General features: G+C 66.5%; 10 protein-coding genes and 2 pseudogenes. 5 read left to right on the top strand and 7 right to left on the bottom strand.

The annotated features are described in order from the left end of the window. The first annotated feature begins 144 nt into the window (after window positions 1-144). Window positions 145-678: a flavoprotein gene (locus FHS42_RS13285; RefSeq protein ID WP_184572407.1), complete on the top strand. Its 534-nt coding sequence runs from the start codon at window positions 145-147 to the stop codon at window positions 676-678. Between the two features lie 405 nt (window positions 679-1,083). Next, complete coding sequence (locus FHS42_RS13280) at window positions 1,084-1,920, top strand: arylamine N-acetyltransferase family protein (protein WP_184572406.1); 837 nt, start codon at window positions 1,084-1,086, stop codon at window positions 1,918-1,920. Window positions 1,921-2,129: 209 nt separating this feature from the next. On the opposite strand, the gene FHS42_RS13275 is transcribed toward FHS42_RS13280, so the two are convergent. Then, complete coding sequence (locus FHS42_RS13275; RefSeq protein WP_184572405.1) at window positions 2,130-3,479, bottom strand: MFS transporter; 1,350 nt, start codon at window positions 3,477-3,479, stop codon at window positions 2,130-2,132. Between the two features lie 73 nt (window positions 3,480-3,552). On the opposite strand from FHS42_RS13275, the gene FHS42_RS13270 reads away from it, so the two are divergent. From FHS42_RS13270 to FHS42_RS13260, 3 genes are all read left to right on the top strand, one after another. Next, entirely contained in the window at window positions 3,553-4,566 is a 1,014-nt protein-coding gene (locus tag FHS42_RS13270) for a LysR family transcriptional regulator (RefSeq protein ID WP_184572404.1), read from the top strand. A 484-nt stretch (window positions 4,567-5,050) separates the two neighbouring features. Further along, window positions 5,051-5,707, top strand: a complete 657-nt coding sequence (locus tag FHS42_RS13265) for a hemerythrin domain-containing protein (RefSeq protein ID WP_184572403.1) — start codon at window positions 5,051-5,053, stop codon at window positions 5,705-5,707. Window positions 5,708-6,355: 648 nt separating this feature from the next. Continuing rightward, complete coding sequence (locus FHS42_RS13260; RefSeq protein ID WP_184572402.1) at window positions 6,356-7,237, top strand: AfsR/SARP family transcriptional regulator; 882 nt, start codon at window positions 6,356-6,358, stop codon at window positions 7,235-7,237. Window positions 7,238-7,445: 208 nt separating this feature from the next. On the opposite strand, the pseudogene FHS42_RS13255 reads toward FHS42_RS13260, so the two are convergent. The 6 genes and pseudogenes from FHS42_RS13255 to FHS42_RS13235 form a co-directional block, all read right to left on the bottom strand. After that, a pseudogene (locus FHS42_RS13255) lies at window positions 7,446-7,819 on the bottom strand (hypothetical protein); the annotation flags it as partial. A gap of 8 nt (window positions 7,820-7,827) precedes the next feature. Then, window positions 7,828-8,154 (bottom strand): annotated as a pseudogene (locus tag FHS42_RS36990) (2-oxoacid:acceptor oxidoreductase subunit alpha); the annotation flags it as partial. Window positions 8,155-8,224: 70 nt separating this feature from the next. Next, window positions 8,225-9,487 (bottom strand): nucleotide sugar dehydrogenase, encoded by a 1,263-nt coding sequence (locus FHS42_RS13250; RefSeq protein ID WP_221476464.1) that lies wholly within the window; start codon window positions 9,485-9,487, stop codon window positions 8,225-8,227. Between the two features lie 10 nt (window positions 9,488-9,497). Then, on the bottom strand, window positions 9,498-10,616 hold the full coding sequence (locus tag FHS42_RS13245; RefSeq protein WP_184572401.1) for a DegT/DnrJ/EryC1/StrS family aminotransferase: 1,119 nt from the start codon (window positions 10,614-10,616) through the stop codon (window positions 9,498-9,500). 1 nt (window position 10,617) lies between these two features. Continuing rightward, window positions 10,618-11,808: a DegT/DnrJ/EryC1/StrS family aminotransferase gene (locus FHS42_RS13240; protein WP_184572400.1), complete on the bottom strand. Its 1,191-nt coding sequence runs from the start codon at window positions 11,806-11,808 to the stop codon at window positions 10,618-10,620. A 495-nt stretch (window positions 11,809-12,303) separates the two neighbouring features. Continuing rightward, window positions 12,304-12,730 (bottom strand): transketolase C-terminal domain-containing protein (locus FHS42_RS13235; protein WP_281392741.1); only part of this gene is annotated, 427 nt, incomplete at its 5' end.

The following is a 12,730-nucleotide window of genomic DNA, read 5'->3' as shown; positions in this document are numbered from 1 at the left end:
AAGGCGACGGAATGTCAGGTCCGCACACCCGGAGCCACAGAAAGCGACCTACCGCCTGTGCGGGCGCCCGCGCGTCACCCTGTGATGGAGGAACCAGGCGCACGGGCAATTGCGCAGGCTCGCCAAGCGGTGTGGACTCCGTGCATGACACGTGTTCTCTATTTGATCGCCTGCGCGGCGGGGCCCACTCAGCACATCGACCAAGGCATCCGTGCCGCGCACACCGCGGGTTGGGACACCTGCTTGGTCCTCACCCCGTCAGCCGCGCGATGGTGGGAAGACCGGCTCGGCGAACTGGAGACATTGACGGGGCATGTGGTGCGGTCGCAGTACAAGTTGCCGGGCCAGAAGGACACATTGCCACTCGCCGACGCCATGCTCGTAGCGCCGCTAAGTTGCACGAGTCTGAACAAATGGGCGGCGGGGATCGCCGACACCCTCGCGATCGGCCTTGTCTCCGAGGGTGTGCACATGGGCGTACCGGTCGTCGCCATGCCGTACTTCAACCAGGCCCAGGGCGCGCAGCCCGCAGTGCCTCGCAGCGTGGAGACGCTACGCGCTCAGGGCGTTTCCGTTCTCATCGGCCCAGGCGGGTACGAGCCGCACCCGCCGAAGCAGGGCAACGCCCCGAGCTTCCCGTGGGGCCGGGCCGTGGCGGCGCTCCCCAAGGCTCCTTGAGGCGGCCGGTGGGGTCCGCGTAATCTCGTCACTGAACGCGCGGATGCCATCGAATGCTGGAAGAGCGTCGGGCGTCCGGAGCTCTTCGACTTCGGGCTGACGGTCCCGGCGGACGGTATCCGGGCGTGATGGGGCGATCCAACACAGGCGTGGTCGCTGGTTGCCTTGTAGTCGGGGTAGTCGGGCACTGTGGACCCGCGCTGTGGATGGCGCCGGCGGTGGCGTCGGAAAACACTCGCGGGGCGGTCGAACCGGCGCGAGCGGCCCCACCGGGGTCCCACCGGGTCCTACGTCTTGCGGACTACATGATGCCGCTCACAGGTCCGTCGCCATCGCGCACTGGGCGAACTACCGTCAACGTCATGTCACCCTACGCAGATCTCTCAGTTGTGGAAGGAGATGTCCATGCCTGCTGATCAGGACACCGGCGCACTGGATCTCGATGCCTATCTGTCACGAGTCCAGTGGTCGGGGGAACGGGTAGCGAACGCGGACACCCTGCGCTCTGTGCACCGCGCCCACCTACTCCACATCCCCTTCGAGAACGGCGATGCCATGGTGGGGTCACCGCCGTCGCTGGCGTTGCCCGATCTGGAGCGCAAGCTCGTTCGCTCGGCCCGTGGCGGCTACTGCTACGAGCACAACACGCTGCTCGCCACGGCGCTCCGCGCGTTCGGTTTCCACGTGACCTACCTCGCGGCCCGGGTGCGGGTCAGTCAACCGGGGACGGGCGGAGTGCGCCCGCGTACGCATATGACGTTGCTGGTCCGCGTACCAGGTTCGGAAACGCCCTATCTCGCCGATGTCGGTTTTGGTACGACGGCGCTGCTGGAAGCCGTTCCGTTGCTGGCGGATACCGAATGGGACCGCGGAGCATGGAAGTTGCGCCTGGTACGTGAACCGGGCGGCGGGTCGGACGACCTGTGGGTGCTTCAGGTGCACTCGGCCGGTGACGAATGGAGCGATCTCTACGCCTTCAGTCAAGAGCCGTTCGAGCCCGCCGACTTCATGGTCGCCAACTGGTACATGGCCACCCACCCCCGGTCGCCGTTTCATCACCGCCTAGTCGCCCAGCAACCGGGCATCGACACCCACCGTGCGCTGTTCGGCCGCCAGCTCATCCACACCCACGGCGATGGGTCCGTGAACAAGCGCGAGTTGACCAGCGCCGCGGAGGTGCTTCACACCCTCGCCACCGACTTCGGCATCGAACTCCCGGCGGGCACCCAGTTGCCTGCCTGACAAGGCCCACTGGAGCGCGCGCAGCGACCATACGAAGCGTACAAAGCTCCCCGCGGTGCTCCCCGCGGCCTACGAAGCCAGCCGAGCACGCGCAAAGCACACGGGGCGGGGTGACGGGGCACGGGGCACGGGGCGGGGCACGAGGCGAGATGACGGGGCACGGGGCCGCGTCATCGCCGCCCCGCCCCCTTCCCGCCCCGCCCCGCCCCCTATCGCTGCCGAGGCATCACCCGTCCCCCGAACACCCACAGGTTCGCCAGCGCGAGCACCGCAAGTGCACCGCCGAACCACAGCACGCTTGGCATGGCGATGCCGTCCGCTGCCCGGCCGCCGAGCAGCGCGCCCAGCGCGATGGCGAGGTTGAAGACCGATACGAACAACGCGGACCCCACCTCGCGGGCCTGCGGAGCCGCCCGGAGCATCCACCCCTGGGCGCTGACCGACACGCCACCGTAGGCGAGCCCCCACACGACGAGCAGCACGATGACGCCCGGCGTGGAGTCACCGACGACCGCGATCAGCACCACCGCAACGGTCAGCAGCGCCGAGAGGAGCATCAACGTGCCCCGCGGGTCCCGCCCGGCCCGCGCCCCGGCCAGGAAGTTTCCGGCGATGCCGGCCACCCCGTACACCAGCAGCAGCGTGCTGATCAGGCCGGACCCGACGCCGGAGACCTCTTCGAGCACCGGGCGGATGTAGGTGTACGCGCCGAAGTGGCCGGTGACCAACAGGGCGGTGGTGATGAGCCCGACGCGTAGGGTCGGGTTGCGCAGCAGCGCGGGCAGCTCCCGCAGCCGGATCGACTGGTTCGCCGGCAGCGGTGGCAGCAGCACGACCATGGCGACGAGTATCGCCAGCGCGAGCGCGGCCATCACCCAAAACGCCGCGCGCCAGTCGGCGAGGTCGCCGATCAGCGTCCCGGCGGGCACGCCGAGCACCGAGGCCACGGCAATACCGCTGAAGATCACCGAGGTGGCGGCGGGGACGGACCGCTCCGGGACCAGGCGAACGGCGAGCCCGGCAGCGATGGACCACACGCCGCCGATGCTCAGTCCCACCAGCACCCGTGCGATGAGCAGTATGGAAAAGGTGGGTGCGATGGCGGAGAGCAGGTTCGCCCCGATGAGCAGCACCATCAAGGCGCACAGCACCCGCTTGCGATCCAGGCGCCCGATGGTGACGGCGAGCAGCGGCGCCGCGACGGCGGCGACGAGACCAGGCAGGGTCATGGCCAGACCGGCCATGCCGTCGCTGATGTGCAGCGAGGAGCCGATCGAGGTCAGCAGGCCGACCGGAAGCATCTCGGTGGTGACGACGGAGAAGATGCCAATGGCCACGGTGAGCACGGCCAGCCAGCTCCGTACCGTCGCCCGCTCGCCCGCATCGCTCGCTCCGACCGCCGTACGCTCGTGGGGCGGCGTGCGGGAGTCAGGGCCTGGGGCAGTGGCATGGTCAGGAGTGTGGGGGTCGGCCGTGGCGGAGGCCGCAGGGGTGGGTTGCGGCACGTGCGGGGTTGCGGACGCACTGGTCAGGTGCGAACGCTTGGGAGTTTGGGGCATGGCTCCAGCCTTCAGCCGGCCCCGGCCGGGAACAACGGCTAAATCCTCATCCTTGTATGAGTCAGATTCATCGATGAGGACGCCAGGAAGGCTGGAGGGCTGTGGTGTGAGCGGCGGTGTGGAGATCCGGGAACTGGAGTGCTTCCTGCTCTTGAGCGAGGAACTGCACTTCGGTCGCGCCGCCGAGCGGCTGTACGTCTCGCAGAGCCGGGTCAGCCAGTTGCTGAGCGCCCTGGAGCGGCGCATCGGCGGCCGGTTGTTGGAGCGCACCAGCCGGCGGGTGTCCCTCACCCCGCTCGGCGAGCGCTTCCTGTCCGAGCTCCGGCCCGCCTACGAGTCGCTGCGAACCGCCGTCGACGGGGCCCGCACTGCCGCTCGCGGCGGGCTGGACGGCACGCTGCGGGTGGGTTTTTTGGGCTCGGCCGATGAACTCGTCATGGGCGCGATCGGGGCCTTCCACGCGCGCCATCCGCGGTGCGAGGTGGCGCCGGTCGAGATACCGCTGGCTGACCCCTTCGGCGCGGTGCGGCGTGGCGAGGTGGATGCCGCGATCGTCTGCCTGCCGGTGGCGGAGCCCGACCTGGTGATCGGTACGGTCTTTTCCCGGCAGCCCCAGTTGCTGGCGGTCCCGCTCCGACACCCCTTCGCGGGGCGCCTGTCCTTGTCGGCGGAGGAACTGGTCGAGTGCCGTCTCATCGGCCTCCGCGGCCCGGCTCCCCGCTACTGGCGAGAGTTCATGACCCCGGCCACCACGCCGGGTGGACGCCTCATCGCGACAGGTGCCTTGGTATGCACCCTCCAGGAGGGGCTGACCGCCGTGGCCGCGGGCCTGGGCTCCATGCTCTTGTGCGCCCCCACCGCAACCCATCAGGGCCGCCGCGACGTCGCGTTCGTCCCGGTCGTCGGACTGCCCGACTCGGCGCTCGCGTTGATCTGGCCGCACTCCAGGGAGACCACCATGCACCGCGCGCTCAGCGAGGCCATAGCGGACTATTCCGCAGCGCAACCCACCGCGCCGATCAGCGTTCCCGCGGCCCCGCTCCTCCTGCGAGGTCCGCAGACGAGCAGCCCGCACCCCGCCCCGTAGCCTCACCGCGGCCAACTCGCCGCATCTCAACGGCTTTCGCACCTTTCGCCGGGCCCCCGCGTCAACGGCCCACGCCGACCATCCGGCCTCGCCTGGCGCGCCCTTGCGTCAGTGGCCACTTCGCATCCCCGGCGACGCTCGGCCACTTCGCGCAGGAGCGACGCAAAACAGACGTTCCGTACGGGCGGAAGATGCGTACCGTCACACCGCCGGGAAGCGCGCCACAATGGCTCTTTCACGGTGGCGAGTGACCGTGCCGGACACGCGCCGTATTCATCTCGCAACGTGGCGCAATTGCGGCGCGATGCGGCTGGTTCCATGGCGGTCCGAATTGCCGGAGTTTCCTACCTCAACTCGGCCGCCTGCCCGGTCAGGAGCCACTTCTGCGGTATGGAACAACTTGCACCGGAGGTAATTGAGGTGCACACTGACCCGAAGATTCGGAGCAATCTGCACCAGACTTCTCACCATGAGGAGGCAACTCTTGAGCGCCATAGCGGGAACTCGCGACCAGTGCCGGGCTGATCTGACGCTAACGTACGCGGTGCACAACGCCTTTCGGCGGGACGCGGCCTTGCTGATGTCCGCCTCATACAGCGAAGACGTACGAGATGGTGCGTCGATCCGCGCAGGCTGGCTCACGCTCAAGCGATATCTAGCGGTGCAACGCACCGCCAAGGACTGCGTGTTGTGGCCCGCCATGCGCACCCGGTTGGCCGGCCAGCCCCAGGAGTTGGAGATCCTGGAATCGATGGAGGCCGAGAATGCCGAGATGGACCCCATGATCCGGAAGATCGATGCGGCCCTTTCCCACGATCGACGGTTCCGACTGCGCGAGTACGCGGAGGACTTCTCCACCTCGCTGCTCACCCACCTCGACCGCGAGGAAGCCAACGCCCTGCCGCTGGTGCAGAGCGTCCTCAGCCAGCAGGAATGGCGCGCCTTCTGCGATGAGCAGCGCCGCCAGGTGGGACTCAAGGGAGCCTCTTCCTTCTTTCCCTGGCTGCTCGACGGGGCCCCGGACAGCACCAGGTCCCAGATTTTGTCCCTCCTGTCGCCGCCGCTGCGTTTCCTGTGCCGCAGCGTGTGGCAGCCGCGCTACGAGCGCACTCCGCACTGGGAGCTAGCCGGAGCCGCATGAATCAGCCAGCCCACTCGCCGGCTATGACCGTGCGCAACTAGTTGATGACGTAAGGATATTGAGGCTCCTTCCGTTCACCTCTTGTAAGCAACAGAACCCCCGTCACCAGGGCCGGAGACGGGGGTTCTCGCACTCCACAAACTTTCGATCACCCGATACACCACCGACGCCAACGAGGTACGCTCGTCAACTCCACGCCTGGCTCGGACTAGGCGGCTGGATGAAGCCGGGGCTGCGCAAATAGGCACTGGAGTGGCCATCCGTCAGAGAGCTGGAAGGACCATAGGTACACAGCTCAAAGCGGGTTACTATCTGGATCGTTCGAAGACCGAACGCGCTCCACCATGCGGAACTGTTGACTCACTGGTGAACTGTTGAACGAGCGACTTGAGGTGACATAGACTGCCTGCTGGCTCCAGATTTGCTCGACTTTCAGCCACGGGGGGATGAACAGGCGACGCAGCATGGCCATATGGAAACAGGCACGACGGAACATCGGCGGGCGCCCGTCCCCCAACGGAGCGGCCCACACGGGGACTAGCGTGAGACTCCCAGTGATGTCATGACGTCTTACCTGTGTGGTCTTTCCGTGCGTCCCTAATCATCGAGCCTCTCGTCACACTCTTCTGGAAGGTGAACGAGAACGTCATGGAATTTGCCATATTGGGCCCGCTCCGCATGTACGAGCAGGGGCGCTCCTATACCCCAACAGCACCAAAACAACGGCAGCTTCTGGCCCTGCTGCTCCTCAACGCCAACCAGGTCGTTTCCACCAGCACCTGCATAGATGAACTGTGGGAGACGTCGCCACCCAACACGGCGCTGTCCACCCTCCAGTCCTATATCCTCCAGCTACGGCGAACTCTGCGTAGTGTTCCGCGCATCGGCAGTTTACAAGCTGCGCGCCGCGTTCTGGAGACTCGCGACGGCGGATATTTGCTGGCGGTCCGCAATGATGAACTCGACGTCAACATCTTCACGTCGCTGGTACGCGAAGGCCGTGCGGATCTCCACCGCGACGACCACACCGCGTCCGCCCTTTTGACGCGTGCGCTGACCATGTGGCAGGGCTCCGCCCTCTCCGACGTGCAGGCGGGCCCGGTGCTCAGGGCCCATCTCGTGGGTCTCGAAGAGGATCGGATCAGCGTCCACGAACAGCGCATCGACGCCGACTTGCGGCTCGGCCGCCACCACGAACTTCTCGGCGAACTCAGCGCCCTGGTCACCAAGTACCCCACCCACGAGAACCTGCATGCGCAACTCATGCTCGCGCTCTACCGCTCGGGCCGACGTGCCCAGGCGTTGGAGGTGGTGAAGCGGTTGCGTCAGGTGCTGCATGACGAGCTCGGCCTTGAGCCGTCGCCGCGGATGCGCAATTTGCACCAGGCCGTGTTGGCCTGCGACCCGGTCATCGACAGCCCGGTGGGCACCGACTCCGTGTTGGCCCTCGATCTCGCGCGGTACTCCTCCGCGTCCACCGTTCCCCTCCAGCAACCAGCCTCGGCCCACGCTCACGCCCACGGCGAGTAGGCCCATGGCGTGAGGGGCCAAAACGGCAGCGGGCGACCCGAGTCTTCCTCGGCTCTCCCGAGTCGTTCGAGTGCTACGCGCGTTCGCTACCGGCGCGCGTACACCTCAACTCGCACCGGTCACTCCCCCGGTGAACCTCGGTGGGCCATGATCATCCGACCGGGTACGCATACATCGTCCGGCCCATAGCCCATAGGCCGCAGACCACTTTGCCCTTGAGGACTTCGAAGGCGCCGTCGTTGAAGATGTTGCAGTTTTGGTAGATCTCCACGAGTGCGGTTCCTGGGTGGGCCGCGGCTTGTCGGAGAAGTTCGGTGAGGTGTTGGCGGTCGGAGTCCACCGTGCGGGCGACGAAGGTGGCTTCGGCGCCTAGAGCCAGGGGAAGCCTTGTACTGCGGCCAAGACGGCGTAGTCCCCGCATCCGGGGCACCAGCGCACTTCTTGGTCGGACTTGAAGTCTTTCATTGCTTGTTTGCTGTCCGCGCGTGGCACCAATGCCAGGGACGGCAACCGGTCCTTTACGCCCGCGTTGGAATGAGCCCCGGCTGCTGCGCTGGTGGGGGGTGGGGTGGTGTGAGGCATTGATGGCCTCCTTGAGGGCTGTGGCCAACTCCTCGGCTTTGACGGAGGTTCCATGCGACCAGTACATCGGGTGCGTCGCCGGGGGTGAGGATGTCGTGGTCGGCGAAGTGCAGTTGGAATGATGTCACCCCCGGCAACGCTCCAGCAGGCGCCCGAATCTCCGCGCGGAAGTTCGGTAGCGTTGAGAGGTCGTTACCAAACGACGCCGTCTCCGAAGTGAACCGATTACCCGTCAACTGCATACCAGTACCCGAATCACCCGCAAAACGGATAATGACTCGGTCTAGCGTCAGGGACGGCTTCGCCAGTGGCGAGGCCCCGCAGCCGACTGCGATACGGAGATTGCAGCAGCTGCGGGGGACGACGGAGTTGCTGCCTGCGTGGGGTTGCCGGGGGCGGCCGTGCTCATAGCGACTCGATGTCCTTGGAGAGAGGCAGCCGATGCCGGCAGTCAAATATGTAACGGGCCTTTGCCGCGATGGTTTCGTAGTCAAAGTCATCGTGATCGGTGACGATGAGCACGGCGTGGGCCCGTGAGATCTCCTCCGGGGTCAACTCGACCTGAGTCAATCCCGGAATGTTGGGCTCTTCGGTGACGTGCGGATCGGCGAACCGGACCGTGGCGCCCGCCTCGATGAGCATCTTGGCGATCGGCAACGCCGGCGATTCGCGTACGTCACCGGTGTTCGGCTTATAGGCCAGGCCGAGCATCAAAATGCGCGAACCGGTCACCGTCTGATGCCGCCGGTCCAGACCGCGGGTCAGCTTGCGTACCACGTGTTCCGGCATGGCGTTGTTGAGCTCATCCGCCAATTCCACCAGTCGGAACCGCTTGCTCGATGTGCGCTCCACCTTCCAGGACAGATACAACGGGTCCACCGGCAGGCAGTGCCCGCCGACTCCCGGGCCCGGAGTGAAGCGCATAAAGCCGAAGGGCTTGGTCGAGGCGACCTCCAAAGCGTCCCAGACATTGACGCCGATTCCCTCGGCATGTGTGGCGAGCTCGTTGACCAGCGCGATGTTCACGTGCCGGAAGGTGTTCTCCATGACCTTCGCGAGTTCCGCGACGCGCGGCGACTTAGCAATCACCACCTGCTGCACAATGGCGGAGTAGAACGTCCGTACGCTCTCCAGCGACGCCTCATCAATGCCGGATACGACCTTGGGCGTGCTTTCGAAGGTCCAGTCAACGTTGCCCGGGTCAATGCGCTCGGGGCTATAGCCGAGATGGAAGTCCGCACCCGGCTCAAGTCCCGAGCCATCGCGCAAAATCGGCGCCAGGACCTCCTCGGTAGTGCCCGGATAGCTGGTGGATTCCAAAATCACGGTCGCGCCCGGGCGCAACCGCAGGGCCAGCGCCTTTCCCGCCGCCTCGATGAAGGACAGATCGGGCACGCCCTCGTGCAGGGGCGTGGGCACGGTGATGACCGCGATATCGAAACCCTCCAGGTCCTCGATATCGATGCTCGCCCGATACGTGCCCCGGTCGATGACGGCGCTGAGGCGTTCCGAAGTGATGTCCCCGACGAAGGAGTCGCCTACTGCGAGCTTCTTCACCCGAGACTCATCGGTGTCGTACCCAACGACCTGGTATCCGTGTTCGGCCGCGGCCACGGCCAACGGCAGGCCGACGTACCCCTGCCCCACTACGACCAGTTTCGTGGTCAATGGAAGCTCCCTAGTCGAAGAATTCACAGACCGAGTCGGCGACGTATTCCACCTGACTGTCCGAGAGGTGGGGCCAGATCGGAATGGCCAAGTTCTGATCGCTAGCACGCTGCGCACCGGGCCACTCGGCGCCCTCGGGCGCGTACGCGGCGAAGGCGGGCTGACGGGGCAGCGGCACCGGGTAGTAAACGTGCGTTCCGATGTCCTTCTCGCTCATCCAGGCGCGCAGGTCCGCGCGCCGCTCCACGAGCAGCGAGTAGACGTAGTAGCAGCGGCCGTTGCGCCCCGCGGGGGGCGCCAGGATGCCCCGGTCGGCCAGCGGTTCGAAGCGCTCCGTGTAGTAGTCGGCGATCCGAGCGCGGCGTTCGAGGCGACCCTCGAAGCCCGCGTGCCGGTGCAGTTGGAAGGCCGCGATGACCTCGTCGAACCGGCTGTTCTGACCGACCTTGTGGTGCAGGAAGCGCGTGATGCCGTCCTGCCCGTGGTTGCGCAACATGCGGACCGTGCGGCCGAGTTCTGGGTCATCGGTCAGTACCGCGCCGCCCTCGCCGGCCGTGCCGAACGCCTTGACCTGGAAGAAGGAGAAGACTCCAAGGTCACCCCAGCGGCCGGAGGGCACACCGTCGAGCACCGCGCCCTGGGCCACCGCCGCGTCCTCGATGACCTTGAGACCCCGGTCATGGGCGATCTTGTTGATGCGGGGCATGTCCGCCATGATCGAGAAGACATGGGCGGGCATGACCGCCCGCGTCTTGCTCGTGATGAGCTGCTCGACGGACTCCGGGTCGATCACCATGGTGTGCGGATCAACATCCGCGAAGACCGGCGTCGCACCGAAGTTGGCCACCGAGCTCGCGACCGGCTGGCAGCAGAACGCGGGCACGATGACCTCGTCGCCAGGGCCGACGCCCAGGGCCTGCACCGCGAGGTTGAGGCCGCCGGTGCCGCTGGAGCAGGCGATGACATGCTCCGCCTCGGTCGTACGGCGCAGCTCCTCCTCCAGTTCGGCGGTGCGCCGCCCAAGGATGAACTTTTGCTCATCGTCCGTACCGACCTCGAAGAGGAGGTCCTTGAACGCCTGCCGGTCCTCCTCAAAGAGGTCCGGAGGGAAGAACGGGATGGTGGCCATGTCATCGCCTTCCGGCGTAGAAGTCCGAGATGGCGGCGCAGACCGTCTCCAACTGCGCCTCGGTCAGGTCCGGGTACAGGGGCAGGGCGAGCGTGCGCTCGCAGGCCGCCTCCGCGTTGGGCAGGCTGCCGGGCCGCAGCCCGATGTCCGTGCCGGCGAAGCACGGCTGGGTGTGGAGCGGGCGCGGGTAGTAAACCTCGGTGCCGATCCCACGAGCCGTCAGATGGGCCACCAGTTCGTCTCTGGCCTCCACCTCGATTTGGTAGACGTAGAAGACCGGCTCCGTCTCGATGGTTCGCGGCACGATGCGCGGCACGGCGAGCACACCATCGGTGCCGCGCAGCCGCTGCGAGTACGCGTCCGCCAACTCCGCGCGGCGGGCGATGTCGCGATCCAGGCGGGTCATCTTGGCCATCAGGATGGCCGCCTGGACGTCGTCCATCTTGCTGTTGGTGCCGGAGACTCCGGAGAGGTTGGAGATTCCGGCGATGTGGTCGATGGTCTTGCCCATGCGGCCGTGGTGGCGCAGCACGGCGGCCTGTTCGGCCAGGTCCTCGTCATCGGTGAGGATCATGCCGGCGTCACCAAGGGCGCCGAGCGTCTTGGTCGGGAAGAAGGAGAGCACACCGCCGCGTCCGACGAGTCCGGCGTGGGTACCGCCCCAGCGCATTCCGATCGCTTCGGCGCTGTCCTCAAGGAGCATGAGGTCGTGGCGGCGGGCCACGTCTGACAGCGCTGTCAGGTCAACGAGTTGATGGAACAGATGCGCGGGCATGACGGCCTTGGTCCGCTCGGTGACGGCCTCCTCCACCGAGACGGCATCCAGCCCGTAGTCACCGTCGTTGGTTATGTCCGCGAACACCGGGGTGGCCCCGGCGAGGCTGACGGCTGACGCTGAGGCGAAGAAGGAAAAGGCCGGGACGATGACCTCGTCACCGGGCTTGATACCGGCGGCCCGAAGCAAGATGACCAGGGCGTCGGTACCACTATTGACGGCAATAGCCCGTCCGGCACCGGTGTATTCGGCGATGGCCCGCTCAAGCTCCGCCACCTTACGCCCGTGGGAGAACTTGCCCCGATCGAAAACATCATCCGTATGGCGCGTGATGAGCGGCCATAGCTCCTTGAAGGATTCCGCTTGGGTAAAGAACGGAACCGGCGCGGCAGGGGCATCGGTAAGCGTGGACACCATGAGAGTGACGCTATGGAGCGGCTCTGTAACGTCGCTACGGACAAGAACTTGCCGGTAGGAGTTATTCCCAGCCAGGCAATCGGTGCCGGATGCCCCCTAGGCATATGCGCCATCCCACAGATGCATCGCCTAGCGCTAGAGCAAGAACTTGCTAGCCCCACAGGCTGTGCGAAGCAAGCACCGACGCACTGCTGTGGCTGTGCGCACCCGGCGCGTACGAGCGGCTTCACTGGGTATCCAAGCGCTGTCGTGGCGCGCTGTACACCCCACGTCGAGCCCCCCAACGCCCCTTAAGGAGCCCGCGAATACCCCTGGGCCAGCGTGCGCTGGGGTGGCGGAGCGGCGTGTGGCGGATGAGGTGAACGTGGCGTGATCAAGCGGGTGGTGCCTGGAGATCAGGTATCGGGCGGGACGTGCGGGCCGGGGGTGGTCGTAGGGCGAGCCGCTGGGTGTGGTGCGTAGTGGGGCGTGTGGGGTTGGGGGCGCCTGGGACCGTCAGGAGGCACCGCGCAGCGACGGCCAACCGGTCGGAGTCAGCATGTCGCTCACGGAGTCGGCGACGCGTTCGGCGGTCAGTCCCGCGGCGGACAGGGCCGCACTGCGGCTGTCGTACGGGGAGAACTGTTGGAGCAAGCCGAAGTCGCGTACCGGTGTGCTCACTCCCGCATCGCGCAGGGTTTGGCTGACTGCCATGCCGACGCCGCCGACGCGACCGTTGTCCTCGACGGTGGCGACGAGGTCATGTTCGGCGGCCATGCCCACCAGCGTGGAGTTGACCGGCTTGACCCACCGCGGGTCCACCACCGTCACACCGATACCACGCTCCCCCAACAACTGCGCAGCCTCCAACGACACCTGCGCCATCGCCCCCACCGACACCAACAACACCCGCGAGGCACCCGCCGGCTTGGACAACACATCC

This window comes from Streptomyces zagrosensis (genome assembly GCF_014203645.1).
Taxonomy (GTDB): Bacteria; Actinomycetota; Actinomycetes; order Streptomycetales; family Streptomycetaceae; genus Streptomyces; species Streptomyces zagrosensis.
The sequence above is the reverse complement of the archived record's forward strand: the minus strand, read 5'-3'. Positions and strand labels throughout refer to the sequence as shown.